This window comes from Streptomyces sp. NPDC001508 (assembly GCF_040298665.1).
Classification (GTDB): Bacteria; Actinomycetota; Actinomycetes; order Streptomycetales; family Streptomycetaceae; genus Streptomyces.
Genome location: NZ_JBEPAP010000006.1, coordinates 72,878 through 98,546, shown reverse-complemented (window position 1 = coordinate 98,546; position 25,669 = coordinate 72,878). Strand labels below are relative to the sequence as shown.

Below are 25,669 nucleotides of genomic sequence, written 5' to 3'. Positions count from 1 at the left end.
TACGGACGGTCTGGGAGTCCTAAGGATTCAGGCCCCTGTGAATGCTCCGCTAACGCGCAGCCACAGGGGCCTGAATGACAGATGCTTATTGGCTGCCGATTATGCCACGCCGTCCTGACGGTCAAGGACGCCCGCCAATGCCTGCTCGAAGCCGGACGCCCTGCTGGCACCGGCCGTCGGATCCTGCTGGCGGACATCGATGACATGCCCGGTCAGCTCGGACAGCAGCACATCGAGCGAAGTACGGGCCACGGCCTCGGAGGAGAGCAGGGTGCCCGCGGGCTCCTGACCGAAGGCCTTGGTGCGCATCGGGGTGGCGGTGCGCTCCGGGTTGACGCAGTTGACACGGATGCCGTCGCCGGCCCACTCGTCGGACAGCGCCTGGGTGAGGTTCACCATGGCGGCCTTGGTGGAGGAGTACAGGCTGTACTCGGCCCGGCCGCGGGTGTAGCTGCTGGAGGTGTACAGCAGCAACTGCCCCCTGGTCTCGGCCAGGTACTTGTACGCGGAGCGCGCGATCTGCACCGGCGCCAGGTAGTTGACCTTCAGCGCCTCCTCGATGGTGGCGTTGTCGGTCTCGGCGAGCTTGCCGATGCGCAGCACTCCCGCGGTGTTGACGACGTGGTCGATCCGGCCGGTCTCCGCGTACGCCCTGGACAGCGCGTCGTCGACCTCCTCGGGGTTCTCCACGTGGGTGCCGGTGGTGGAGCGGCCGAGGGCGTAGACCTGAGCGCCGTAGGCCCCGGCGAGTTCGGCGATATCCTTGCCGATGCCGTACGAGCCGCCGAAGATCACCACGGTCCGGCCGGCGAGCAGTTCCCGGTAGGCTTCCTCGCCCTTCTGCTCGGGCGCGGCGGTGGAGCCGAGCTGGAAGAGCTTGTCGGCGATGAACACGTCGACCGGCTGGGTCACCTTCATGTTGTACTCGTCACCCGCCACGACGTGGATCGGCACGTCGGGCAGGTACTTGAGCACGACCGAGCAGTCGTCGGTGGCCTGGAAGCTGGGGTCGCCGGCGGCGACCTCGTAGGCGCGGCGGATCGTGGACAGCTTGAAGGCCTGCGGGGTCTGGCCGCGGCGCAGCCGGGAGCGGTCCGGGATCTCGGTGATGAACTCGCCGTCCTCGCCGTGGGTGCGCGTGACGATGATGGTGTCCGCGGACGGGATGGCGACGTCGACGGCCTGGTAGCGCTCCAGGGCGGTGACGCAGTCGTCGATGACGCGCCGGGACAGCAGGGGGCGTACGGCGTCGTGGAAGAGGACGTTGAGGTCCTCGCCCGGGGCCAGGTCCGCGCCGAGGGCGGTGATGGCCCGCTCGGTGGTCTCGTTGCGGGTGGAGCCGCCCTCGATGATCTCCTTGACCTTGGTGAACCCAGCCCTGGCGACGATCTTTTCCACGTCCGGCACATAGCCCGGCGCCATCAGCACGATGACGTCGTCGATCGAGTCGGTGTTCTCGAAGGTGGTCAGGGTGTGCTCGATGACTGCCTTGCCGGCGATCTTCAGCAGCTGCTTGGGGATCGACAGACCCACCCGCTGGCCGGTGCCACCGGCCAGGATCACTGCGGTGGTACGGGGCTTGGCTATGTGCTGGGACACAGGTGACCTACCTTGGGGCGTCAGGGAACCCGGAAATGGTCCCACTTCGGGTAACCGCAGTGCAAGGTGAGCGCCCTTCGTTGCATATGTGCGCGCAACCTGTCATTCACCTTCCGGGCCTGGGGCAGGCGATGCCCTGCGGAAGAGGCCCGGTGAATTGCTGTGAGTAACTCCACAGGGCTTTGGCCTCGCAGAACGTGACGTGTCGTCGGCTCAGCGGTGCCGCAGCCGCTGGCGACAGCGGTGGCCGAGCACTCGCACCGGTTCCTTCGACGGCGTCTGGTGCACGGTGCGCGCCTCGGCCCGCGCGGTGTGCCGCACGGGCGCCGCGGCGGCCCCGGCCGGCGCCCCGTACAGCGCCCGAGCTGCGTTCTTAAGGGCGATCAGGGCACGCCCGAGGCGCCGATCCACTCCGCCGTCCCGACGGCGATCCCGGCGGCGATCCCGGCGGCGGCCTCGACCGCCCGTCGAAGCGTGAGGATCTTCACGTTCCGCGGCGCAGGACTGCACGTGTTCTTCATATGCATGACCGCACCGTTACCAGCCGGCCGTGAATACGGCTCATCCGGCAGATCATTGCCACGGAATTCCACATCAAGATTCCGCAGCATTTCGGTCTCGGCGCGGGCGGGTGAACGATTCGCGGCGCCCGGAACCGACCGCGGGAGATTTCCGGGCAGCCCGATCAGCCCCTCGAAGCGACGCATCATCCCGGGCGCGGCGGTGCGCCCGGCCCGTATGGAGGTCGTGTTCACCGGGATGTCGTCTCTCGTACAGTCCGTCTCCATGGTCAACGGAGGGTAGGAGACGTACCTGAGACTTGCCTGAGAACGCCCTGGGAGAGCGGTGAGTCAGTGATGGGTCCCGGGGCGCTCCCGTGAACGCGCCGTCACTTCAGGTGGACGCCCGGCATGTCCGCCTCCACTCGCAGCGCGGCCAGTGTGCTCGCGCTCGCCCGCGGCGCGACCACCGTGTTCACGGCCCGTACCCGCGCGTCGATACCGCCGCGGCCGATGTCGAAGAGGTGGTAGCCCCGGTGGGCGTCGATCACCTTCCAGTGCGGGTTGTCCGCCTTCAGCGGGTCCCACTGCGCGTGGAAGGCCGCCTGGTCCTGGTCGCCGTTGCTGGAGACGGAGGTGCCGACGAACTCGGCGCCGACGACGTCCGAGTCCGGATCGGCGAAGTCCGCCTTCAGATCGCTGATCATCGTCAGGTGCCGGTCGCCGCTGAGCACCACCGGATTGCGTACGGACCTGAACTCCTTGAGCAGGGCGTTGCGTTCGGCCTGGTAGCCGTCCCAGGCGTCGTAGTACCAGAGTTTGCCCTCGCCGGGGAGCAGATCGGTCTCGGCCATCATGATCTGCGAGGCGATCAGGTTCCAGCGGGCCGGGGAGCCGTGCAGTCCGTCGAGCAGCCACCGCTTCTGCCCGGCGCCGAGCATCGTCAGCGACGGGTCCTGCGCGCCGGCCTGGGTGGTGGCCTGGTCGCTGCGGAACTGCCGGGTGTCCAGGACGTTGAGCCGGACCAGCCGGCCGAAGTCCAGCCGGCGGTGCATCCGGATGTGCGGGCCGTTCGGGATCGCGCTCGCGCGCACCGGCATGTGCTCGTAGTACGCCTGGTACGCCGCGGTCAGCCGGGCCACGAACGCGTCGTGCGACTGCTTGTCGGGATCCTGCGGGACCTGCCCTGCGAAGTCGTTGTCGACCTCGTGGTCGTCGAAGGTGACCACCCAGGGCGCGTGCGCGTGCATCGCGGCCAGGTCCGGGTCGGTGCGGTACTGGGCGTAGCGGTTGCGGTACTCGGCCAGTGTGTACGGCTCCCCCGTGCCCTCGTGACGGCGCACCGCCGTCGCCGACGGCGCCGACTCGTAGATGTAGTCGCCGACGAAGAGCACGACGTCGGGGTCCTGGGCGAGCATGTCGGCGTACGGGGTGAAGTAGCCGTGCTGCCAGTTCTGGCAGGAGGCGAGCGCCAGGCGCAGCGAGCCGCCCGCACGGTGCGGGGCGGGCGCGGTGCGGGTGCGGCCGGTGGGCGAGAGCCGGCCGCCGGCCCGGAAGCGGTACCAGTAGGCGCGCTCGGGGCGCAGCCCCCGTACATCCACGTGGACGCTGTGGCCGTACTCGGGCCGGGCCCGGGCCACGCCCCGGCGCACGGTCCGCCGGAACCGCTCGTCCTCGGCGATCTCCCACTGCACCGGGACGACGGCGTCGGGCATCCCGCCGCCGTTCAGCGGGTCGGGGGCGAGCCGGGTCCACAGCACGATGCCGTCGGGCAGGGGGTCGCCGGAGGCCACGCCGACGCCGAACACCCCGTCGGGCAGCGCTGTTTCGGCCGCCCGGGCCGTGGTGGGCAGCCACAGCGGGGCGGAGGCGGCGGCGCCGAGCACGGCGGCACCGGCGGTCAGCAGACGACGACGGTCGGGCGATACTGCTCCGGTCATGCGCGGACTCCCTTGCCACAGTGACCTCTTGGGCATGGACATACGGAAGCTGCCACGGCCGACGACCCGCCCCCTGAACACAGGCATGCGCGTGCATGACAAATAGACGGACAGCAAAAGACCCGTCGCGGCCCCCGGCCACGCGAACGTGGCCGGGGCGCAACGGGTCTGACGTCAGATCAGCAGGTCAACTCGGCTGCCGTGCCGGCCGGCCCGGGAACCGCGTGGCTCACTCGAAGGGGTCGAAGGTGTCGAACTCGCGGGTGGCCTCGTCGCGTTCGGCCTGCCGCTCGCGCCGCCGCTGGACGGCGGGCCGCTGCTCCTCGAGCCGGTGGTCCTCGCCGCGCCGGCCGAGCATCTCCGCGCCCGCCATCACCGACGGCTCCCAGTCGAAGACGACCGCGTTCTCCTCGGGGCCGATCGCGACACCGTCCCCGGCGCGGGCGCCCGCCTTCAGCAACTCCTCCTCCACACCGAGGCGGTTGAGCCGGTCGGCGAGGTAGCCGACGGCCTCGTCGTTGCTGAAGTCGGTCTGCCGCACCCAGCGTTCCGGCTTCTCGCCGCGCACCCGGAACAGACCGTCGTCCTCGGGCGTCACCGTGAAGCCCGCGTCGTCGACCGCCTTCGGCCGGATGACGATCCGCGTCGCCTCCTCCTTCGGCCTCGCGGCCCGTGCCGCGGCCACCAGCTCACCGAGCCCGTACGACATTTCCTTCAGGCCGATGTGCGCCACCGCGGACACCTCGAAGACGCGGTAGCCGCGCGCCTCCAGGTCAGGTCGCACCATCTCGGCCAGGTCCTTGCCGTCCGGCACGTCGACCTTGTTGAGGACGACGATCCGGGGACGGTCGCCGAGCCCGCCGTACTGCTTCAGCTCCTCCTCGATGACGTCGAGGTCGGAGAGGGGGTCGCGGTCGGACTCCAGGGTCGCCGTGTCCAGCACATGCACCAGCACGCTGCACCGCTCCACATGCCGCAGGAACTCCAGGCCGAGCCCCTTGCCCTGGCTGGCGCCGGGGATCAGCCCCGGCACATCGGCGACGGTGTACACGGTCGCGCCCGCGGTCACCACGCCCAGGTTCGGCACAAGGGTGGTGAAGGGGTAGTCCGCGATCTTCGGCTTGGCCGCGCTCAGCACCGAGATCAGCGAGGACTTGCCCGCGCTCGGATAGCCGACGAGGGCCACATCGGCGACCGTCTTCAACTCCAGCACGATGTCCTGGAGGTCACCCGGCTCGCCGAGCAGCGCGAACCCGGGCGCCTTGCGCCGGGCCGAGGCCAGCGCCGCGTTGCCGAGCCCGCCCCGGCCGCCCTGCGCGGCGACGTACGACGTGCCGTGCCCGACCAGGTCGGCGAGCACCCGGCCCGCCTTGTCCAGTACGACGGTGCCGTCCGGTACCGGCAGAATCAGGTCCTGGCCGTCCTTGCCGGAGCGGTTGCCGCCCTCGCCCGGCTTGCCGTTGGTGGCCTTGCGGTGCGGGGAGTGGTGGTAGTCGAGCAGCGTGGTGACCGACTGGTCGACGGTCAGGATCACATCGCCGCCGCGCCCGCCGTTGCCGCCGTCCGGGCCGCCCAGCGGCTTGAACTTCTCACGGTGTACGGAGGCACAGCCGTGACCTCCGCTACCCGCGGCGACATGCAGTTCGACGCGGTCCACGAAGGTGGTCATGGTGGGTGCCTCCTGGGGATGCCCCGGCCGACGGCCGGGGATACGAATGACGTGCTGGGTAAACACGCGAAAGGCGGACCCGCCTTCCCACCCGGGAAGTGAGGTCCGCCTCGCGAAACGTACGGTCGGGAGCCTGGGTCAGGCGACCGGGACGATGTTCACGACCTTGCGGCCACGGAGCGTACCGAACTCCACCGCACCGGCCTGCAGCGCGAACAGCGTGTCGTCGCCGCCACGGCCGACGCCCGCGCCCGGGTGGAAGTGGGTGCCGCGCTGGCGGACGAGGATCTCACCCGCGTTCACGACCTGACCGCCGAAGCGCTTCACGCCGAGCCGCTGGGCGTTGGAGTCGCGACCGTTCCGGGTGGACGATGCGCCCTTCTTGTGTGCCATGTCTCCTCAGTCCTTACTTCGCAGCCGCGGGGATCGCGGTGACCTTGATCGCCGTGTACTGCTGGCGGTGGCCCTGGCGACGACGGTAGCCGGTCTTGTTCTTGTAGCGCAGAATGTCGATCTTCTGGCCCTTGTGGTGGTCCACGACCTCGGCCTGGACCTTGATGCCGGCCAGCACCCACGGGTCGCTGGTCACAGCGTCGCCGTCGACAACGAGCAGGGTCGAGAGCTCGACCGTGTCGCCAACCTTGGCGGTGGAAATCTTGTCAACCTCGACGATGTCGCCGACAGCAACCTTGTGCTGGCGGCCGCCGCTGCGCACGATGGCGTACACGCAGATCTCTCTTTCGCTCGGAAACGGCACCCCGCAGGCCAGCCGACCGGAACAGCACGGACGACCTCTCCCGGCCAACCCTGTGCCCGGGAGGAAGAGGTTTACGGGGATGTGGCGTGCCTCTGTGGACGGACACGCCGACGGTCAAGGTTACGGGGAGCTGACCGGGAGGGTCAAACCGGGCCCCGTCCCACCGGGGTGCGGCCGGTCACAGGGACCGGCCGCACCCGCGTCGGCGGCACTCCGCGTCGTGCGCGGTCAGCTCTCGTCGGCGGCGGCCGAGACCGCGGTCTTCTTCGCCGTCGACTTGGCGGCGGCCGTCTTGGCGGTCTTCGCCGCCTTCTTGGCCGTCGTCTTCTTCGCGGCCGTCTTCTTGGCCGCGGTCTTCTTGGTGGCGGCCTTCTTCGCCGTGGCCTTCTTGGCGGTCTTGCGGGCCGCCTTCTTGGCCGGAGCCGCTTCTGCCTCGGCCTCCTCGGCCGACTCAGCCGACTCACCGGTGGCCGGGGCGTCCGTCTGCGGCTCGCTCTCGGCCGTCTCCTCCGCCGCGGTCGACGGGACGACCATCACGGCGGCCTCCTCGGTGGCGGTCGGCGCGGTGGCCTTGCGCACGGCGCGGCGCCGCGGACGGACCGGGGCGGCCGCCTCCGCGGACTCCTCCGCGGCCGGTGCCGCGGGCTCGGGCGCCGGTTCGGCCGCCGGCTCCTCGGCCGCGGGCGCTGCCTCGGTGACCGTCACCACGGCCGCCTCGGCACCCGCGGGGGAACCGGCCGGTGCCGACACCTTCCGGGTCGCGCGACGACGCGTACGACCGGTCGGCGCGGCCTCCTCGGCGGCGGGGGGCGCGGCGACGGCCGGGTCCTCCACCGCCACCGGCTCGGCCTGCGCCTCGGCGGCGGGCACCGGCCGCACCGGCCGCTCGGCCTCCGCCTCGGCCGTGGCCTTGGCCGCGACCGGCGCGGCAGCCTCGGGGGCCGTCGCCTCCGGCCGTACCGACTCGCCCCTGGGCGCGCCCGCCGGAGCCGAGGCCCTGCGGCTCGCCCGGCGCCGGGTGCGCCCGCGGCCGGACGCCGCGGCCTCCGCCTCGGCGACGCTGCTGTACAGCTCCTCGTCGGGCGCGAAGTCGGGCGCGGGGAGCGCGACCGGCACGGCGGCCTCCGCCGCGACCTCGGCCTCGCTCTCCGCCTCCTGTTCGGCGGTCACGGTCACCTCGGCGACCGCGGCCTCGGCCTCATGCACCTGACCGTCGCCGCCGCGCCCGCGCTTCTTGCGCTTGCCGCCGCCGCCCACGGACGTCGGCTGCTCCATGTGCACGATGACGCCGCGGCCGTTGCAGTGGACGCAGGTCTCCGAGAAGGACTCCAGCAGGCCCTGGCCGACCCGCTTGCGGGTCATCTGCACCAGGCCCAGCGAGGTCACCTCCGCGACCTGGTGCTTCGTGCGGTCCCGGCCCAGGCACTCCAGCAGGCGCCGCAGCACCAGGTCCCGGTTGGACTCCAGCACCATGTCGATGAAGTCGATGACGATGATGCCCCCGAGGTCGCGCAGCCGCAGCTGGCGCACGATCTCCTCCGCCGCCTCCAGGTTGTTCCTGGTGACGGTCTCCTCCAGGTTGCCGCCCTGACCGGTGAACTTGCCGGTGTTGACGTCGATGACGACCATCGCCTCGGTCCGGTCGATGACCAGCGAACCGCCGCTGGGCAGCCAGACCTTGCGGTCAAGCGCCTTGGCCAGCTGCTCGTCGATCCGGTACGTGGCGAAGACGTCGACCTCGCTGGTCCACTTCTGCAGCCGGTCGGCGAGGTCCGGCGCGACGTGCGCGACGTACCCGTGGACGGTCTCCCAGGCGTCGTCACCGCTGACGATGACCTTGGAGAAGTCCTCGTTGAAGATGTCGCGCACGACCCGGACGGTCATGTCCGGCTCGCCGTACAGCAGCGAAGGCGCACTGGAGCCGCCGCTCTTCGCCTTCTTCCGGATGTCCTCCCACTGCGCCTGGAGCCGCTCGACGTCCCGGCGCAGCTCCTCCTCGCTCGCGCCCTCGGCGGCGGTGCGCACGATGACGCCCGCGTTCTCGGGGACGATCTTCTTGAGGATGGTCTTCAGCCGCGCCCGCTCGGTGTCGGGCAGCTTGCGGCTGATGCCGGTCATGGAGCCCTCGGGCACATACACGAGGTAGCGGCCTGGCAGCGAGACCTGGCTGGTCAGACGCGCGCCCTTGTGCCCGATGGGGTCCTTCGTGACCTGGACGAGCACGGACTGGCCGGACTTCAGCGCGGACTCGATGCGGCGCGGGCCGTTCGCGAGCCCGAGCGCCTCGAAGTTGACCTCGCCGGCGTAGAGCACGGCGTTGCGGCCCTTGCCGATGTCGATGAAGGCGGCCTCCATCGACGGCAGCACGTTCTGCACCTTGCCGAGGTAGACGTTGCCGACGTACGAGGTCGACTGCTCCTTGTTGACGTAGTGCTCGACGAGCACGCCGTCCTCCAGGACGCCGATCTGCGTGCGGTCGCCGTTCTGCCGGACGACCATCACGCGCTCGACGGCCTCACGGCGGGCCAGGAACTCTGCCTCGGTGATGATCGGGACACGGCGACGGCCCTGCTCGCGGCCCTCGCGGCGGCGCTGCTTCTTGGCTTCGAGCCGCGTGGAGCCCTTGATGGACTGCACCTCGTCGGACGGCTCGGAGGGCTTGCGGGGCTCACGGACCTTGACGACCGTGCGCTCCGGGTCGCCCTCGCCGGGCTCCGTGTCGACGGAGGTGTCACCGGCGCGGCGGCGCCGCCGACGACGGCGCCGGCTGCTGGAGCTGGAGCCGCCGCTCTCCTCGGCGTGCACGTCCTCGGCGTCCTCTTCCTCCTGCTCGGCCGTGTCCTCGGCGTCCTGCGCCGCCTGGTCGGCGGCGAGTTCGTCGGACTCGGCGTCCACACCCTCGCCGGCCTCACCGTCACCGGAGTCACCGCGACGGCGGCGCCGGCCGCCACGACGGCGACGACGACGCGAACCGGTCTCCTCCGCCTCGTCGCCGTCGGCGTCGGCGTCCTCGGCCGACTCCTCCGGCTCCTGCGGTTCTTCGGCGCTGTCCTCGGCGTGGGTGCCGACGGCCGGGGCCTCGTCGCCGTAGCCGGTGCCCCGGCGGCGACGGCGGCGCCGCGTACCGGTCTCGGCCTGCTCCTCGACGGTTTCCTCGGTTTCCTCGGTCTCCTCCGTCTGGGCGGCCTCCGCGGCGGCTTCGGCGGCGGCCCGCTGCGGGGTCTGGAACTTCGGCTCGGTGAACACGGGCGCCTGGAACACGGCGACGGCGGGCCGCGCGCGCTTGCGCGGCGCCTCGGCCCCGGCGTCCGCGGCGGGCTCCTGGTCGTGTTCCTCGGCGGACTGCTGTGCGGGCTGCCGCGCGGGCTCGGAGAACCCGGAGGCGGCCTGCCGCACCACCCGACGACGGGTACGACGCGGAGCGTGCTCCTCGGCGGACTCGGTGGCCTTGGTCTCCACCGCGACGGACCGCGCGGCCTCGGCGCCACTGCCGGCGACACGGGTCTCCGCGACGGCACCGGCCGCGACGGCGGGACCGCCCTCGGCGGTCGGTCCGCCCTCGGCGGCGGGTCCTGTCTCGGCGGCGGGCGCGCCGGCGGGCGCGGACACCCGGCGTGCGGCCCGACGACGGACGCGCCGCGCCCCGGTCTCCTCGGCCCCGGCAGGCACCTCGACGGCGACGGGGGTCTCGGCGGTGACCGGGACCTCTACTGGTTCCACGACGGGCGCGGCGGCCTCGGCACTCTCCACGACCTCGGCCGCCTCGGCAGCCGGGGCACCGGAGGGCGCGGACACACGGCGCGTGGCCCGACGACGCGGACGAGCGACGGGCGCGGCCTCAGCACTCTCGACACCGGTTTCGACGCTCTCGACACCGGTCTCGCCGCTCCCGGCACCGGTTTCAGGCGCGGGCGCCCCGGTGGCCTCGGCGGTCACCGGCACAACGGTCTCAACGACGACGTCCTGCGCGGCAACCGGAGCACCGGCCGGCGCGGACGCGCGCCGCGCGACCCGACGACGCGGGCGAGCAGCGGGCGCGGACTCCTCAACCGAGGCCGACACCTCGACGGCGCGCACCTCAGCGGGCGCACCGGACTCGGCGGACGCGGTCTCGGCCTGCTCCTCGGCCACCGGCCCCGCGGCCGGTACGACGGTCTCCGCGCCGGTGGGTGACCCGGCGGGCGCGGAGGCCCGGCGGGTCGCACGACGACGCGTACGAACGGGGGGCGCAGGCTCCTCGACGACGGGTACTTCGGCGACCGCGGACTCACTCGCCGCCGCCTCTTCAGCCCCTTGGATCTCTTCGGTCCTTTGGATCTCTTCGGCCTCTGCGATCTCTTCAGTCTCTACTGCTTCTTGAGCCTCTACTGACTCGCCGGTCACGACGGTCACAGGCGCCTCGGCACCCGCGGTGGTCTCGGCGGTCACCTCGGCGTTGGCCTCGGCCTCGGTGGGCGGACCCGCCGGGCGTGAGGCGGCACGGCGACGCCTGCGCGGCGGCAGGGTGTCGCTCGGGGTATTGGGTTCGGAACCCTCGGCGGGTTCGATCGGTTCGAGCATGCGGGCGTTTCTCCCGTCAGGCTCCCGGGCGCCGCGCCTGGTCCGGCGTCGATCCGCTCGATCGACCGCCGCTGACGTCCGCGGCCCGCTCGATGCGCGATGACCGCCGTCCGGGGCGCGGGCGCCGCACGGGAGCTCTCTGTGTCCTGTCTCGCCGGTTCCGTACGCCGTGTTGCCTACGGCCTGGCGAAAGTCTTCTGGTCGGTGCGCTGCCCGACCCAGGTGGCTCCCGAGTCCGAGGGCGGCGCTACGACGCCCGTCCCTACGCGGGACCTTCCGGCACCGGCGCCGTCGCGGCGGCAGTGGCGGCGGCCGGTTGCGGCGCGGTCGCTGCTGCCTCGCGGTCGGGCGCGAGCGGGTCGGTCACCGTGCCGGTCTCTTCATCGAACAGCCCCTGCGCCAGCCTGGTCACCGCTGCGGGGACCGGCGGCGCCAGGTCGGCCACGGCGCGGAGACCGGACAGGACGTCGTCGGGTCGTACGGCAGGCGTCACGTGCCGAACAACCAGCCGCAGTATCGCACAGGGCTGGCCGGTCGGCCTATCAGGCTGCGAACTGTACGTTTCCGCACTCGCCAGGCACTCAAGAGCGACGACGGCGGCGCGGGCGTCGAACGTGCGCACGCCGTTCTTGGTCCTGCGCTGCACCTCGACGGTGCCGGCCTCGGTGAAGGCCTTCACCGCGCGTGCCGCGTCGGCCGGGTCGACGCCGTCCAGCCGCAGCTCCCACACGGAGGCGGTCAGCCGGTCGGCGAGCCCCGCCGTGCGGGCCTCGACCGCGTCGACCACGTCGAGCCCGGCGGGCAGCGACTCGTCGAGCAGAACACGCAGCATGTCCGGGTCTCGGACATCGGCGAGCGCGATCTCCAGGTACTCCGCCTCACTGCCCGTGCCGGTGGGTGCGGCATTGGCGTACGACACCTTCGGGTGCGGCGTGAACCCCGCCGAGTACGCCATCGGCACCTCGGCACGGCGCAGCGCACGCTCGAAGGCGCGCTGGAAGTCACGGTGGCTGGTGAACCGGAGGCGGCCGCGCTTGGTGTAGCGCAGTCGGATGCGCTGCACCGCCGGTGCGGGCGGCGGGCCTTCGGGCTGTCGCTTGCCCAGTGTCGTTCAGTCCTTAGTGAGTGCGGTCGTACTGCTACCAAGAGTACGTGTCTCACGGCCGTCGAGTTCCCGGCGCTCGACCGGCTCGGGCCGCCGCGGCTCGCCGAACAGGGCCCTGCGGACATCGGCGCGCACCTGGCGTACCGTCTCGCGCGCGCCGGCCAGCGCCTGCCGGGTGCCCCGGCCCACGGCCCGCGCGATCTCGGCGGCGGGTCGCAGGACCGCGTCCCTGAGGACATGCCCGACGGGAGTGAGAACCGTCCGGTACGCCCAGCGCACCGGCTCCACCAGGAGCCATCGGAAGAGGGTCGCGAGGAGGCGTCCGACGGCGCGCGAGACGTACCCGGCGACCCGCCAGGCGTGGCCGAGCGCCGTCCCGATCTCCCGGGCGACGACGGCGAGGACCCGGCCGACGGGCACAAGCACCCAGCGCCACAGCGCGAGGGCGGGCAGCACCACCAGGATGCGGGCCGTCCAGTACAGGACGGCTCCGATCCCGGTGACGAGCGCGCCGACCAACCAGGCCAGGGCCCGTCCGACGGGCGCGAGGAGATGGACGTACAGCCATTGCGCGGGGACCACGAGCACATGGCGCAGCAGCCAGGCGACGACGGCGAACACCCCGGTGCCCAGGGCGGCGAGCAGCGTCCCGGCGCCCTTCAGGAACCGGCCGATGCCGCGGCCGGCCGGGGCGAGCACGCGCGCGTACAGCCACGCCAGCCCGGTACCGGCCGCCCGCGCGAGCCAGGCGAGTGCGTGTCCGACGGGCGTCAGCACATACCGGTACAGCCACTCCAGCGGTACCACGACGAGGAGGTGTCCGAGCAGGCCGAGCGCCTTGCCCGCGGGCACGACGACGTGCCGCCACAGCGCGACCAGGGGCCGGACGAGAACGGTACGGCCGAGCCACAGCAGGGCCCGCCCGAGCGGCCGCAGCACGGAGTCGGTGAGCAGCCGCCCGGCCGCGACCAGGGCGTCCCATGCGATCCGTACCGGCACCACCAGCACGAGCACGACGATCCGCACGGGCATCCGGATCGCGACGACGAGACACCCCTCCGGGGTCCGCGGCTCGGACGGCGGTGGTGGCGGCGGCTTTTCGAGATCCATACCGGCATAGACGCGCCGAACGCCCGTACGGATGCGGCGGGCCCGGGGGGCGTGACGCGTCTGGCGCCGATCAGGGCTTCACGTCAAGGGGCGCGCCGTCAGGTCTTGGAGTTGCGCTGCGCGTGCGCGCCGTGCCGGGGACGGAACCGGGGGGAGACCTGGCCGACCAGCTCCCAGAAGCACACCAGGGCGGTGATCGGCGGGATTCCGAGCATCACGTACGACAGCAGCGAGCGCGAGGAGTGGCTGACGCACAGCGCCACCGCCATGGCCGAGGCCGCCAGGATGACCCCCCAGGACCGCCGTGCGCTGCGGCGCTGCACCGTCGCCCGCAGGATGGACAGGGCCGCCACGAACCAGGGCCCGTACACCGTGAGCGGCCACCACTGCGCGAGGTTCGAGGGCAGCACGGAGAAGGCGATGGTGCGCAGTTGCCCGTACGAGTAGGAGACGGACCAGCCCAGCATGGACGCGGCGCACAGTGTGATCGCCACGATCAGGACCGTCACATGGGTGACCCGGTGGCCGCCGTCCAGGAAGTGGGACTCCGTGCGCAGTCGCCGTCGGCCGCTTCTGCGCTGCGGGCGCCGGGTCACGCGGGGCACGGGGCCCGTGGCGGCCGCGGTGGACAGCATCCGGGCCAGTTCGTCGTCCAGGTCCCAGGCGTGGGTGGCCTCCGGCGCCGGGGGGTGCCAGCTCTGCTGCGCCGACAGGGACACCGTGTCGTACGCGGGCTGGGTGAGCGTGTCCGGGTCGGTTCTCAGGGCGTAGTGACGGTTGTAGAGACCGGCCTCGTCGTAATTCCCGTCCATCCGATAATTCCTCCGCGCTCCCGCTCAGCACGTTCCGTCGAGAGCGCGCAGATATTCGCTCTCCATTTTTCTGATCTTGTCCAGGAAATCATCGAGCAGGTCCGAGCAGTGGCTGGGTCCAGACCCCCCGCCGACCGACCCGCATTCGTCAACGACCGACGGGTGGTTCATGGCTCCGCATCCCTCTTTCCAGATCACGGTCACTTAACGAGCACCACCGTGGGCCAGGTGTCGGACATTCGGGGGATTGAATCGCCCTCAAGGGGTATCCGGGCGCCTGATGACAACATTTAATGCGCGAAAGTACGATCGCGCGGCCGGGCGTCCGGCCGCGCGTGTCGGCTTGCGCCGGCGCCTGTCCGCCGGTCAGAAGGACCGGTGGCGACGCGGGGTCATCGGGGGCATCTCCGTCAGCGGGCGGGCTGGGCCCTGCCGCCTTCGGAGAGCAACTCGTCGAAGAGCGCCCGGTAATGGACCATGGCGCCGCGCAGTTGCTCGGTGGTGGCCTGCTGACGGGTGCTGAGCGCCTCGATCTCGTGGGCGGACCGGTAGTGTTCGAGGGTGCTGCCGTGTTCCACCGAGAGGTCCTTCATCTGCTGTTCGTACCCCTCGGTCGGGTAGCCGCGTTCGTGCATGAGGGAGGTCACCAGCCGGTCAGCGTCGTGCACCGCGTCCCGCGGCCGGTCCACGAACTCCTCCTGGACGCCGCGCCATTCACCCACGTACCGCTCGCGTGCGGCGGCGGGCAGCGGCTTGATCTCCAGGGTGTCGTGCCGCCGTTCCCGCTCCCTGAGTTCACGCTCGCCGGCCAGCCGGCCCCCCGACCCCTCGACCGTCCGCTCGTACTCGGGGCCGAAACGCTCACGGAGCCGACGTCGCCTCATCAAGAGCGAGGCCGTCACAGCGGCCAGTACGACGACCACGACCGCCAGGACGACGATCGCCGCAAGCGCGCCTGTTGACATCGGACGCACCTCCTTCGGGGCGTCTCCGTGGAATCGGACAACTCCCGGTTCCCCCGTTTCGTCCGATTCAACCGTCCCGTCGGGGCGCCCGGGACCCGCGCGCCGGGCAGCTCGCCCCGGTGATCAGTCCCGCGGAGGCCGTCCGCCGTTCGCCGGATCCGGCCGCCTGGGCAGACCCTGTCGCCGATGCGGGCCTTGCCGCCGGCTCAGAGCTTGCCGCCGATTTCGCAGGCGCGGCACGGCGGGCGACCGCAGATGCACTGTGTGAGGGCTTCGATGACCCCGCGGTCGTGGTAAAGGCACTCGTCCTGGCAGGTGTGACGTGGGATGAACCCCGCCTCGATCTCGCCGGGCCACGGCTCATGGCCGTCCCGGCAGCGCGCGAACCGCTCCGGGTCGGTGGAGTGCAGGTCGTGCATGCCGGACCGCGCCTCGTCCTCCAGCCGGCGCACCCGCTCCACCAGGGCCTTCAGTTCGGCGGCGAGGCTGGAGTAGTGGTCGGCGCCGGTCCGCACATGGGCCGCCCGCAGCGCCATCGCCGCGTTGCCCAGGAATCGTCCGGCGTCTTGAAGGTCGGTCACGTGATGCATCTGAATGCCGTTCACGCCTCGTACCCATACGGCGTCCATGCTGCTCACTGATCCACCTTCCCGATGTGCACTCCGTTCAGCGCGAGTCACTGGTGCGCAGTGCAGACTGCTCCGCACAGAGAAAAACGAACTTATTTAAAGAAGCTAAAGGCCCGGGCCTCGCACGTCCAGTAAATTCCTGGTGAATCGGCTCACAGCGGGCACAGGGCATACCGCTGCCCGGATTTCTGGATCTTCCCGGCCAGGTATTTGATCTTCCGGCTAGCGGAATACGGCCTCGGCGACGGCCAGACCGAGGTAGACCGACCCCAGTCCCGCGAGGACCGAGACGATCACATTGGCCGCCGCGAAAAACCGCGAGCCGGCCTCGGCCAGGCGCAGCGTCTCGTACGAGAACGTGGAGTACGTGGTCAGGGCGCCGCACAGGCCGGTACCGAGGAGCAGCCGCACCTCCTGCGGGACTGCGGTGGCCAGGGCCGCCCCGGTCAGCGCGCCCAGGATCGCCGACCCGGCCGCGTTGGCGGCGAAGGTGCCCCACGGGAAGGCGGTGTCGTGACGGGCCTCGACAGCCCGGTCGATCAGGTACCTCAAGGGGGCGCCGACGGCGCCGCCGAGCGCGACGAGCAGAAACCTCATCGACGCGGTCGCCTCCTCGCCAGGGTGAACCGGCGGGCGGTGACCGCGCCGATCCGCACGGCCACCAGCGCCAGCACGACGGTCGCCACCAGGTATCCCAGCGCGAGGCCGACCCGGTCCTCGCGCACCAGGCGCTCGATGTCGGCGCAGTACGTGGAGAAGGTCGTGAAGCCGCCGAGGACCCCGGTGCCGAAGAACGGGCGCAGCAACGGGTGCGCGGACCAGCCCTCGGTGATCGCCACCAGGAAGACACCGATGACGAGACATCCGACGGCGTTCACGCCCAGCGTCGTCCAGGGGAAACCGGCCGCGCCGGTCGGCCACAGCAGCGCCGCCGCATAGCGGGCGCAGGCGCCGATCGCCCCGCCCACGGCGATCACGGTCAGCACCTGAGCGTGTCCGTGGGGTGCGTTACGGCGCTGACGAGCCTCTGCCACTGCGGACCCTTCCGGCGGCCGATCGGGCACGGCGCGCACGTTCTGGCCTCCTGCCACTCCGCCCGTGAATCGTACGGCACCGGCCGGCGGGAGCCGCGGCTCGCGGCCGATGGAAGCCATGGCTCGCGTGCCGATGGAAGTCGTGGCTCGGGGCCGACGTAAGCCGCCGCTCGCGGATTTGACACACGGAATTGCCGGACGTCTCCTGGAAGAGGGACAACTGCTCCCGGAGGCTGCTGATGGCAACCTACGAGTATGTGTGCAGCCGGTGCGGCCCATTCGATGTGAAGCTGGCCATCGGAACGGCGCCCAAAGCCCATGGATGCCCTGAATGCGCGGGCGAAGCGAGACGTGTGTTCTCCTCCCCCGGCCTTTCGGGGACCTCGCATGCGGCCGCTGCCCTGCGGGCCAGGGAGGAACAGTCCCGTGAGGCCCCGGCGGTGGTCTCCGAACTCCCGCCGGGCACGGGGGTGCGCCATCGTACGCACCCCGCGCTGCCGCGGTTGCCGCGCCCCTGAGGGCGTGCATCCGCTGCCCAGGCGGGCTCTAGGAGGTGCCTCCCCGTGGCGAACGTGGGACTGCTCTTCGTCGGTGCGGTGCTCTACATCAACGGACTGCTCCTGCTGGGAAAGGTCGAAGCCCGCTCGGCGGCGGTGTTCAACCTGTTCGTGGGCGCGCTCCAGGTCCTGACGCCGACCTACCTCATCTTCGTGGCCGACAACGACCCCAAGAAGATACTCGCGGCGTCCGGGCTCTATCTGTTCGGCTTCACCTACCTCTATGTGGGCATCGGCCTCCTGATCGTCCTCGACACCACCGGTGTCGGCTATTACTCGCTCTTCGTGGCCATCGCGGCCCTGGGCTATTCATTCGTCAATTTCCGGCTCGTGAAGGACAACCCGTTCGGGGTCATCTGGCTCTACTGGTCTTTCCTGTGGCTCCTGTTCTTCTTGCTGCTCGGTCTCAAGAAGGAAGCGCTCACCGCCTATACGGGCTGGGTCACGGCGATCGAGGGCTGGGTGACGGGCGTGATCCCCGCCGCTCTGCTGCTCTCCGGCTACTGGAAGCACCCCGACGAGACAGCCATCGCCCTCGGGGCCTTCGCGGTCGTGGTGTTCGGGGCGCTGTGGCCACTCACCCGGAACACCCGGAACCGTCCGGCCTCCGCCGCTTCGACGACCGAGTCGAGCACACCCACGTGACCGGACCAGAAGCAATGAGGAAGTTGCCATGCCTGAAGTTCTCTTCACCGTCGACCAGAGCAAATCCATGCGCGAGCAGGACGTACCGGGGCACAACAGGTGGCACCCCGACGTCCCCAACGTGACCATGGTCAAGCCAGGAGCCGAGTTCCGCGTCGAGTGCCGTGACTGGACCGACTGCCAGATAGGTGACAACGACTCCGCCAACGACGTACGCGACATCGACCTGACCACCCCCCACATGCTCAGCGGGCCGATCGGCGTGGAGGGTGCCGAACCCGGCGACCTGCTCGTCGTCGACATCCTCGACCTCGGTCCCGTACCGCAGCAGCGCGGGGACGCGGCCGGCCAGGGCTGGGGCTACACCGGCATCTTCGCCAAGGCCAACGGCGGAGGGTTCCTGACCGACTACTTCCCGGACTCCTACAAGGCCATCTGGAACTTCCACGGCCAACAGGCGGTCTCCCGCCACCTGCCCGGCATCCGCTACACCGGGATCACCCACCCCGGGCTGTTCGGAACGGCGCCGTCGGCCGAAATGCTCGACCGCTGGAACGCTCGCGAGAAGGCGCTGATCGACACCGACCCGAACCGGGTCCCGCCCCTCGCCCTGGTTCCGGAAGCCAACAACGCGCTCGCCGGAACGGCCACCGGGGACCTGGCCACCCGCATCGCCGAGCAAGGCGCACGCACGGTGCCGGCCCGCGAGAACGGCGGCAACCAGGACATCAAGAACATGACCCGCGGCTCACGGGCCTTCTTCCCCGTGTACGTCCAGGACGCCAAACTCTCCGCGGGCGACCTGCACTTCAGCCAGGGCGACGGAGAGATCACCTTCTGCGGCGCTGTCGAGATGGGCGGCTACATCGACTTCCATGTCGACCTGATCAAGGGCGGCATGGAATCGTACGGCATCACCACCAACCCGGTGTTCATGCCCGGCAACGTCGAGCCGCGCTACACGGAGTTCATGAGTTTCATCGGTGTCTCCGTCGACCACGACACGGACACCAACTTCTACATGGACGCCACGCTGGCCTACCGGCGGGCCTGCCTCAACGCCGTCGAGTACTTCAAGAGGTTCGGCTACAGCGGCGAACAGGCCTACCTGCTGCTCGGCTCCGCGCCCGTCGAGGGACGCATCAGCGGCATCGTCGACATCCCCAACGCATGCTGCTCGCTGTACGTGCCCACCGCCATGTTCGACTTCGACGTGCGCCCCACCGCCGCGGGCCCGACGAAGGCCGACCGCGGCCAATGCGCCCTCACCAGCGCCTGACCCCCACCCCGGCCCCGCAACACACCCTTGCGGGGCCGCCCCGTCTCAGTGCCTCAGTGCGAAGCCAGTGGCTTTACTCCACTTCGATGCCGTAATCCTGGACGAGTTGCTCCAGACCCCCGGTGTACCCCTTCCCACCAAGGACGAAGTCCCAGTCGCCATTTGGTCTGTGCCGGAAGGAACCGAGCACCAACGCCGTTTCACCGGAGCGGCCGTCGGAGACCTCAAGACGGCCGAGTTCAGTCATGGCCGGGTCGAGCAAGCGGATACAGGCATCGGTGAAACCTGACAGATCGGCGTCCGGGTTCACCTCCGGATCAACAGCCGCCACCAGAACGAACCGGTCAGCGTCCTCGGGCAACGTGTCGAAGGAGACACGTATCGCCGCCTTGTCCGGCGTCGCAGCCGGCACCGCACGCACCGAGCCGTCCGGGGTCCGGAGGTTGTTGAAGAAGACGAAGTGCTCCTCACTGAGGACTCGGTTGCCACGGCAGACCAGCGCGCAGACGTCCAGCGCGACACTGCCGGACCACGTCATGCCCAGCACGTTGTAGTCATCGGGCGGAGTCACGGGACCGGAAGGCGCCGGCCGCGCGGGGGCCGGCCGCGCGGGGGCCGGCCGCCCGCCCTCCCCCAGCCGTCCACGGAGCCCGTGCCGGTGCAGCAGATCGACGAGTTCGGTGCCCGGGACCAGCTCCAGTGGCTTGCCGCGGGCGAAGGTGTGCGAGCCGGGGCCGAAGCCCGAAGTGGTCACCAGAACGCCCTTGTTGGCGCCGATGTCCTGGACCGTGCCGTACAGGTCACGTACCGCGGTGGGTGGCACGGTGTTGCGGTAGCGCTTCACCTGGACGATGATCTTGCCGCCCCGGATGGGAGTGGGGTCCAGCGCGTCGACATCCACGCCACCGTCGTTCGATCGCTGTGTCGTCACCGCCTGCATCCCCATGGCGCGGAAAAGGTCGGCGACGAGGAACTCGAAGGCGATCGGATCCATCTCGTACAGGTCCGGCTCCTCGTCACCTCCGCCACGGGTGCCGACATGGTCACCGACGTCCTCGGGCTGTCGGCCGGGGCGTACGGAGGTGAGTTGGTCGGGCCGGGTCGTGAGCTGTCCCCGTAGCGGCCCCGTCAGACAGCTGGTCGCGTCCACCTGTTCCAGATGCAGCTCGGTGAAGGCCGCTCGCTGGGCCATGACGGTCGCCAGGAAGATATGCGCCCGCCTGCCTGTCGCAGGATCATGGGCATCCACGAAGCCGTTCAGCGCGACCGAGTCGAGGATGCCGTACTCGTCCGCCGCGAACAGCTGGTGCAGGACCAACAGCACACTCTGTGCCAGCACCTCCCGGTACAGCGCACGGCGCTGCGTCACAGGACGCACCGTTTCCTTGTCCTGGTCCTGGGCCGGCACGTACCTCACCGATTTCGCTTCCGGAACAACGTCGTACCCGGGCAGCTCCCAGTCCAGTACCAACTGCCGTGCCGCCGAATCGAAGGCCGCCACCGCCTGCCGGGGAAATCCTTCGGGCCAGGCAGTGGACGAGTACAGGGCGGCCGAGAAGTACTCGACCACGGATTCGGGGTCGCCCCGCCGGACACCCGCGGTGGCCTCGGTGATGCCGGCGTTGTGCCGGCGGATCTCGGCCCGTTGCGCCTCAGCCCGCCGGTCGTGGTCGCGCCGGGCGGCGGCTAACTGCTGCTGTCGCTGCGCCTCCGCGGCCTGTGCCGCGTGCCAGTCGCGCTCAAAGCGGGATCGCGCCTCAGCCTGCGCCTGGGCACGCCGGTTGGTCGTCCAGCCGCCCTGCGCCTGGTACTGGTTCGGATCCGGCATGCGTACCGGCCATGCGAGCCGGCCGGGGTCGAACGGCGGAATGTCTTCCACACGCATCAGGGACGACGCCCTGAAGGCCGACGCCTGGCATCCCGCGGTCAGCAGCCCCTGCAAGGCGGCGACCTGCGCATCCAGCTCTTCGGTACGCCGCCTGGCCTCCGCCTGCCGATACTCCCGGTGCCCCTGAGCGACACGTCGCTGATAGTCCCGTGCTTGCCGGGCTTCCTCTCGGCGTCGCCTCTGCTCGGCTTCGATCTGCCGCTGGTACTGGCGCTGCGCTTCAGCCCATGTGTTGACGAAACCAGCAGAGCGACGACTCATGCCCTCAGGCCCTCCCCAGGACGTCGGCAGCGCCGACCGAACTCTGGTTGCCCCCGCAACCAGTTGTGACAAACCGACTTTATCCAGCAATCGCGGTCCTGGACATCAACTTGCCAAGGGCAACCGAAATCAGCAGAGCACGCAGGTCACCAGCATGCGTACAGGGTGCACGGGCCGCCGACGGCCACAAGCGCCATCAGCAGCCATGAGATCCCGAGCACGTCAGGGCAGCCGTGGGTGCCTACACTGACCTCGTAGGCGAAGCGCTGTCGGCCCATCAAAGCGCAAGCGTCATCTCTGAGTACTTGGAGAAGCTGTGAACCGTAATCAGCGCTTGGCCCAGGTCAGGTGGGTCAAGTCCAGCTATAGCGGCCCAGAGGGAGGGAACTGCCTTGAGTGGGCGCCCTCCAAGATCGCGTCTGGCACGGTTCCCGTCCGTGACAGCAAGGCTCCAGAAGTTGGGGTACTGGTACTCAGCCCCTCGGCTTGGTCCTCGTTCGTCTCATACGCTCAGGACCAGACCGTCTGAGGTACCGCCGAGGAACGGCCCCGTGCATCCGGCGCGGGGCCGCTCTCAGTCCAGAGTCGCTACAGCACCGTCCCGGGCACGCCTCAGACCCACTCCACTTCGACGCTCGCCCAGCGCTTGGGAGCTGCGGTGTTTGGGTGGCGGTTCGGGCGCTGACCTGGGCCAACGGCCGGGCGGTGGCCTCGTTGCGCTGGGTCGCTTGCCCTGTGATTCCTCGCTGTTCCCGCGCTCGATCTGGTGCGATAGTGGTGCAGGTCAGTGAGGCCGCAGGGGGCTATTCGCCATCAACGTCAGAGGCGGGAAGGATGGCTACCAGCTCCTCGGGCAAGTCAATCTTGTAGCGCGCGGCGATGATGCCGATCTGGATCCCGAAGACTGCTCGCAGTTCGCCAAGCGCGGCACCGAATGTGGCGTCGTCGATGTGATCATGGTTCCATCCGGAGTGGTCAGATCCCACAATGTTGAGGAATCGTCGGCACGCAGCCCGCATCGCCCTGAGGCTCTCGGCGAGTTCATCTCCTGTCTCAGGCTCCATCAAGATCTGGGTCAGCGTCTCTCTGATCTCCTGCACGGACGCGAGACAGTGTTCTCGTTCCTCAACCGCGATCATGCCTATGCGGGTCCTCGTGAGAACCCTACGGTCCTCCAGGTAGACGATGACTTTCCTGGCAACGGCCCGTTGCGGAGTCGGCAGGTCCCAATCAACGCCTCCCAGTGGCGTGCTGAAGCCCTTGATCCGTCGCATGATCTCCAGAACCTTCATACCCGGCATCCTAAGGAGACCGACGAGCGCCAGCGGTTGAAAACAGGTCGCATGGCTTGAAGTGTGACGTGCACTCTTTCCAACTGTGGTGGTGGGGTGATGGGGTGCGTGCAGGGGCGTGCACCTAGGTTCATGGGTGACTGGCTGAAGGCACGTGGACGGCTTCAGGTCTCGCCTGAACGACCGTGAACGGGGCTGAATGACGGAAACTGAGACGGGCGGCCATCATGGGTCCCCGGGTCACGGATCTGGGAGTGCCTTAACGCTCACCGCGCTTGCCGCGGTTCCACATGGCGGCATCTTCCCCGCTGGGTGTAGCCGCCGGGCACGCCGACGCTGACGGAACTCCAGAAGGGCTCGGACTCGCGGAAATGACCGCCGCCCGTGTGCCACTGCACTCCAGGGTAGATATGGCGCAGGGACCGGAGAGCGGCTGAGGCGAGGCCGCAGCGCCTATGGCCCTCGTAGGAGTGAGTGTGCTTCCACCCAGCCGATCTTGCACGGATTGCAGACCACGTACTCGGCCTCGAAAGCGAGGTTGGATCCGACGTAGGCCGCACGGATGCGCCAGCCTGTTCGCTCGTAGTAGCCGGCGGGCCGGTCGCCCCAGGGTTCCAGTGGGGTGGCGGTCCGGTCGAAGTGGTACGACGCGGGGTCAACCCATCGGCGAAGCCGGTCCCGCCAGGCCGGCTTGTCGGGCCACTCCCGTACCCAGTACACGTGGTCAGCGCGGCGCGCCACAGCGCGGATTGCCGCCTCGTCCGCCATGTCTTCCCCTCCCCGGCTCTGGAGTTGGCCTCGACCATGGTCGGGTGCGTGGGAGGCTGCTGAGCGGATGCGCGAGGAGCTTGCCGGCTTTGGCAGGGGTGTACGGAGGCTCGGCTTCGGGGTCATCGACCGACGTCCATCAATGCCGGCAGCAGCCAGCGCAGCCGCTACCTCCTCCTCGCTCACCCCCGCCAGGGCCTCCATCACCCGATCAAGTGGCTCGCTCACCTCAGTGCGCGTGACCACTCGAAGTGGGCGTCTGACCAGCGTTCTTGACCGTCAGCGGCAGCAACTTCTTGCCGGTCGGGCCGGTTTGGATGTGGGTGTCCATCTGCGGCCATACAGACACAGCCTCAAAACCATGCAGTAGTGTCCGCCGACGTGAAGACGTACGACGTAGAGACCGAGTGGACCGCCTCGGACCTGGCCCAACTGGAAGAGCTGAAGAAGGCGGAGGCCCTGCTACCCGAGGACGCCCCCCGGGCGCTCCTGTCCATCCGCCTGTCTGTACTTACCGACGACACTACGTCGCCTGTACGACAGGAGCTTGACCTCCGCGCGCTGGCCAGGGACGGGGGGTATCGCGTGGTCGGCATCGCCTCCGACCTGAACGTTTCGGCGACGAAGGTGCCACCGTGGAAGCGGAAGGAACTCGGCGACTGGCTCAACAACCGGTCACCCGAGTTCGATGTGCTGTTCTTCTGGAAGCTCGACCGCTTCATCCCTCGCATGTCGGATCTCTCAACGATGATCGAGTGGTGCGAGCGGTACGGGAAGAACCTCATCTCGAAGCACGATCAGATCGACCTCAAGTCGACTGCTGGCCGCATCATGGTCACGCTCATCGGCGGCATCGCCGAGATCGAGGCGGCGAACACATCGACTCGGGTCGCGTCACTCTGGGACTACACGCGGACTCAAGACGCGTGGTTCGTTGGCAAGCCTGCATACGGCTACGTCACCACGAAGGCGGACGGAAAGCCGCGCCTTGCGATCGAGCCGAACGCCTACAAGGCGCTGCACTGGGCTCGCCGCATGGCACTTCGGGGAGTGTCTGCCCGGCGCATGGTTCGCTGCCTGGTCCGCTCCGGACTCATGTCCCCAGGGCTCACCCCAACGACGCTCCTCCGACGCCTCCGCAATCCGGCACTCATGGGGTTCCGGGTGGAGGAGAACAAGAACGGCGGGGTGCGCAAGTCGAAGCTGATACTCGGACACGACGGCAAGCCGATCAGGGTGGCCGAGCCCATCTTCACCGAGACCGAGTTCCACGAGGTCCAAGAGGCGATCGACCGACGCGGCAAGAACCAGCCCCAGCGCCAGACGCACGGTGCAACGCAGTTCCTCGGCGTACTGACCTGCTCCGACTGCACGTCGAACATGACAGTGCACGTCACGAACAACAAGTTCGGCCAGTACCGATACCTCCGGTGCCAGAAGTGCAAGAGCGGGGGGCTCGGGGCACCGGACCCGCAGGGTGTATACGACGTCCTAGTCGAAGACGTCCTACAGGTTCTCGGCGACTTCCCCGTTCAGGTCCGCGAGTACGCACAGGGGGCTGAGGCTCGGGCCGAGGTGAAGCGACTCGAAGAGACCATCACCTACTACATGGCGGGGCTTGAGCCGGGAGGCCGCTACACGAAGACGCGGTTCACGCGGGAGCAGGCAGAGAAGACGCTCGACAAGCTCACCGACGAACTGAACGCGATCGACCCCGAGACCACTCAGGACCGCTGGACCCTCGTCCACAACGGGAAGACCTTCCGCGAGACGTGGAAGGAGGGGGGCATGGAAGCCATGGCCGAGGACCTGCGCCGCGTAGGCATCACGTGCGAGGTAAAGCGGACCAAGGTCAAGGGAGTGCGCGCCCCGTCCGTGCACCTGCGCCTGAAGATCCCTCGCGACGTGCGCGAACGCCTTGTCATCAAGAGCGACGACTTCGCCGCCAAGCTCTGACGGACCCATGCCCCCGCCCTGTCTCACCCACCGTGGAAGGGCGGGGGCTCGGTTGATCAGGTTGACGACCGAACAACCTGCCGTGTAAGAAGTTCCTCCCGCTCTTTCGAGGAGCGGACACCGTAGCTCCCGCCGTGTGACGGCGGTAGAGCTGGCCACTCCGTGAAGGGGCCGCCATCCCAAGGGGCTGGCAGGGGAAGCCAAGGGCACCCCGAAGCGCAGGACGGTACTGCGCGACTTCCACTCACCCGCCGAGGTACAGCTACGCGCTGCCTTCGGCCGCCGCCGGGAGGTCGCCACCCTTTGAACATCACCATCGAAATCGTCTGGACCTGTGAGGTCT

Annotated in this window: 22 protein-coding genes; 5 read left to right on the top strand and 17 right to left on the bottom strand. The window is 69.6% G+C overall.

Annotated features, from left to right (window positions below):
- Positions 1–99: 99 nt before the first annotated feature.
- From ABT245_RS08465 to crcB (ABT245_RS08400), 14 genes are all read right to left on the bottom strand, one after another.
- Positions 100–1,599: an SDR family NAD(P)-dependent oxidoreductase gene (locus ABT245_RS08465; protein ID WP_351730414.1), complete on the bottom strand. Its 1,500-nt coding sequence runs from the start codon at positions 1,597–1,599 to the stop codon at positions 100–102.
- A 383-nt stretch (positions 1,600–1,982) separates the two neighbouring features.
- Positions 1,983–2,354 (bottom strand): hypothetical protein, encoded by a 372-nt coding sequence (locus ABT245_RS08460; protein ID WP_351730412.1) that lies wholly within the window; start codon positions 2,352–2,354, stop codon positions 1,983–1,985.
- Positions 2,355–2,488: 134 nt separating this feature from the next.
- A complete protein-coding gene (locus tag ABT245_RS08455) occupies positions 2,489–4,039 on the bottom strand; it encodes an alkaline phosphatase D family protein (RefSeq protein ID WP_351730409.1) in 1,551 nt (516 codons plus the stop codon).
- 229 nt (positions 4,040–4,268) lie between these two features.
- Positions 4,269–5,708: a GTPase ObgE gene (obgE, locus tag ABT245_RS08450; protein WP_351730406.1), complete on the bottom strand. Its 1,440-nt coding sequence runs from the start codon at positions 5,706–5,708 to the stop codon at positions 4,269–4,271.
- Positions 5,709–5,846: 138 nt separating this feature from the next.
- Complete coding sequence (gene rpmA, locus ABT245_RS08445; RefSeq protein WP_351730402.1) at positions 5,847–6,101, bottom strand: 50S ribosomal protein L27; 255 nt, start codon at positions 6,099–6,101, stop codon at positions 5,847–5,849.
- A 13-nt stretch (positions 6,102–6,114) separates the two neighbouring features.
- Positions 6,115–6,435 (bottom strand): 50S ribosomal protein L21, encoded by a 321-nt coding sequence (gene rplU, locus ABT245_RS08440; protein WP_100826193.1) that lies wholly within the window; start codon positions 6,433–6,435, stop codon positions 6,115–6,117.
- A 258-nt stretch (positions 6,436–6,693) separates the two neighbouring features.
- A complete protein-coding gene (locus ABT245_RS08435) occupies positions 6,694–11,025 on the bottom strand; it encodes an Rne/Rng family ribonuclease (RefSeq protein ID WP_351730399.1) in 4,332 nt (1,443 codons plus the stop codon).
- A gap of 262 nt (positions 11,026–11,287) precedes the next feature.
- Positions 11,288–12,088, bottom strand: a complete 801-nt coding sequence (locus ABT245_RS08430; RefSeq protein WP_351730396.1) for a TIGR03936 family radical SAM-associated protein — start codon at positions 12,086–12,088, stop codon at positions 11,288–11,290.
- Between the two features lie 48 nt (positions 12,089–12,136).
- Positions 12,137–13,240 (bottom strand): hypothetical protein, encoded by a 1,104-nt coding sequence (locus ABT245_RS08425; protein WP_351730393.1) that lies wholly within the window; start codon positions 13,238–13,240, stop codon positions 12,137–12,139.
- Positions 13,241–13,338: 98 nt separating this feature from the next.
- Complete coding sequence (locus tag ABT245_RS08420) at positions 13,339–14,052, bottom strand: DUF2637 domain-containing protein (RefSeq protein ID WP_351730390.1); 714 nt, start codon at positions 14,050–14,052, stop codon at positions 13,339–13,341.
- A 410-nt stretch (positions 14,053–14,462) separates the two neighbouring features.
- Positions 14,463–15,017, bottom strand: coding sequence for a hypothetical protein (locus ABT245_RS08415; protein WP_351730388.1), 555 nt, complete (start codon positions 15,015–15,017; stop codon positions 14,463–14,465).
- 206 nt (positions 15,018–15,223) lie between these two features.
- Entirely contained in the window at positions 15,224–15,646 is a 423-nt protein-coding gene (locus tag ABT245_RS08410) for a hypothetical protein (protein ID WP_351730694.1), read from the bottom strand.
- Between the two features lie 222 nt (positions 15,647–15,868).
- Positions 15,869–16,243 carry a fluoride efflux transporter CrcB gene (gene crcB, locus ABT245_RS08405; protein ID WP_351730385.1) on the bottom strand — a complete coding sequence of 125 codons (375 nt, stop codon included), beginning with the start codon at positions 16,241–16,243 and terminating at the stop codon, positions 15,869–15,871.
- On the bottom strand, positions 16,240–16,680 hold the full coding sequence (crcB, locus tag ABT245_RS08400) for a fluoride efflux transporter CrcB (protein ID WP_351730382.1): 441 nt from the start codon (positions 16,678–16,680) through the stop codon (positions 16,240–16,242). Before crcB (ABT245_RS08400) ends, crcB (ABT245_RS08405) begins: the two co-directional genes overlap by 4 nt.
- 239 nt (positions 16,681–16,919) lie before the next feature.
- Between crcB (ABT245_RS08400) and ABT245_RS08395 the strand changes: the two genes are divergently transcribed.
- The 3 genes from ABT245_RS08395 to fmdA are packed head-to-tail and all read left to right on the top strand — an operon-like array spanning position 16,920 to position 19,161.
- Complete coding sequence (locus ABT245_RS08395; protein ID WP_351730380.1) at positions 16,920–17,198, top strand: FmdB family zinc ribbon protein; 279 nt, start codon at positions 16,920–16,922, stop codon at positions 17,196–17,198.
- Between the two features lie 45 nt (positions 17,199–17,243).
- Entirely contained in the window at positions 17,244–17,882 is a 639-nt protein-coding gene (locus ABT245_RS08390) for an AmiS/UreI family transporter (RefSeq protein ID WP_351730378.1), read from the top strand.
- 28 nt (positions 17,883–17,910) lie between these two features.
- Positions 17,911–19,161, top strand: a complete 1,251-nt coding sequence (gene fmdA, locus ABT245_RS08385) for a formamidase (protein ID WP_351730375.1) — start codon at positions 17,911–17,913, stop codon at positions 19,159–19,161.
- Positions 19,162–19,234: 73 nt separating this feature from the next.
- Here the strand turns inward: fmdA and ABT245_RS08380 are convergent, their stop codons facing one another.
- Complete coding sequence (locus ABT245_RS08380; RefSeq protein ID WP_351730373.1) at positions 19,235–21,310, bottom strand: restriction endonuclease; 2,076 nt, start codon at positions 21,308–21,310, stop codon at positions 19,235–19,237.
- Positions 21,311–21,626: 316 nt separating this feature from the next.
- Between ABT245_RS08380 and ABT245_RS08375 the strand changes: the two genes are divergently transcribed.
- The gene (locus ABT245_RS08375) at positions 21,627–21,839 is read left to right on the top strand and encodes a DUF397 domain-containing protein (RefSeq protein WP_351730371.1); all 213 of its coding nucleotides are present in this window, start codon (positions 21,627–21,629) and stop codon (positions 21,837–21,839) included.
- A gap of 274 nt (positions 21,840–22,113) precedes the next feature.
- Here the strand turns inward: ABT245_RS08375 and ABT245_RS08370 are convergent, their stop codons facing one another.
- Both ABT245_RS08370 and ABT245_RS08365 read right to left on the bottom strand, forming a co-directional pair.
- A complete protein-coding gene (locus tag ABT245_RS08370; protein WP_351730369.1) occupies positions 22,114–22,602 on the bottom strand; it encodes a DUF6650 family protein in 489 nt (162 codons plus the stop codon).
- Between the two features lie 453 nt (positions 22,603–23,055).
- Positions 23,056–23,370: a hypothetical protein gene (locus tag ABT245_RS08365; protein ID WP_351730367.1), complete on the bottom strand. Its 315-nt coding sequence runs from the start codon at positions 23,368–23,370 to the stop codon at positions 23,056–23,058.
- A 369-nt stretch (positions 23,371–23,739) separates the two neighbouring features.
- Here ABT245_RS08365 and ABT245_RS08360 point away from each other — a divergent pair, with 369 nt between their 5' ends.
- Positions 23,740–25,326 carry a recombinase family protein gene (locus tag ABT245_RS08360; RefSeq protein ID WP_351730364.1) on the top strand — a complete coding sequence of 529 codons (1,587 nt, stop codon included), beginning with the start codon at positions 23,740–23,742 and terminating at the stop codon, positions 25,324–25,326.
- The last annotated feature ends 343 nt before the right edge of the window (positions 25,327–25,669 follow it).

Coding starts and splice junctions, on each gene's coding strand:
- ABT245_RS08425 (WP_351730393.1), bottom strand. CDS start 13,240: ATGGATCTCGAAAAGCCGCCGCCACCACCGCCGTCCGAGCCGCGGACC.
- ABT245_RS08380 (WP_351730373.1), bottom strand. CDS start 21,310: ATGAGTCGTCGCTCTGCTGGTTTCGTCAACACATGGGCTGAAGCGCAG.
- ABT245_RS08415 (WP_351730388.1), bottom strand. CDS start 15,017: ATGTCAACAGGCGCGCTTGCGGCGATCGTCGTCCTGGCGGTCGTGGTC.
- ABT245_RS08410 (WP_351730694.1), bottom strand. CDS start 15,646: ATGGACGCCGTATGGGTACGAGGCGTGAACGGCATTCAGATGCATCAC.
- ABT245_RS08435 (WP_351730399.1), bottom strand. CDS start 11,025: ATGCTCGAACCGATCGAACCCGCCGAGGGTTCCGAACCCAATACCCCG.
- ABT245_RS08370 (WP_351730369.1), bottom strand. CDS start 22,602: ATGAAGGTTCTGGAGATCATGCGACGGATCAAGGGCTTCAGCACGCCA.
- rpmA (WP_351730402.1), bottom strand. CDS start 6,101: ATGGCACACAAGAAGGGCGCATCGTCCACCCGGAACGGTCGCGACTCC.
- ABT245_RS08455 (WP_351730409.1), bottom strand. CDS start 4,039: ATGACCGGAGCAGTATCGCCCGACCGTCGTCGTCTGCTGACCGCCGGT.
- ABT245_RS08365 (WP_351730367.1), bottom strand. CDS start 23,370: ATGGCGGACGAGGCGGCAATCCGCGCTGTGGCGCGCCGCGCTGACCAC.
- crcB (WP_351730385.1), bottom strand. CDS start 16,243: ATGAGGTTTCTGCTCGTCGCGCTCGGCGGCGCCGTCGGCGCCCCCTTG.
- ABT245_RS08420 (WP_351730390.1), bottom strand. CDS start 14,052: ATGGACGGGAATTACGACGAGGCCGGTCTCTACAACCGTCACTACGCC.
- ABT245_RS08395 (WP_351730380.1), top strand. CDS start 16,920: ATGGCAACCTACGAGTATGTGTGCAGCCGGTGCGGCCCATTCGATGTG.
- fmdA (WP_351730375.1), top strand. CDS start 17,911: ATGCCTGAAGTTCTCTTCACCGTCGACCAGAGCAAATCCATGCGCGAG.
- obgE (WP_351730406.1), bottom strand. CDS start 5,708: ATGACCACCTTCGTGGACCGCGTCGAACTGCATGTCGCCGCGGGTAGC.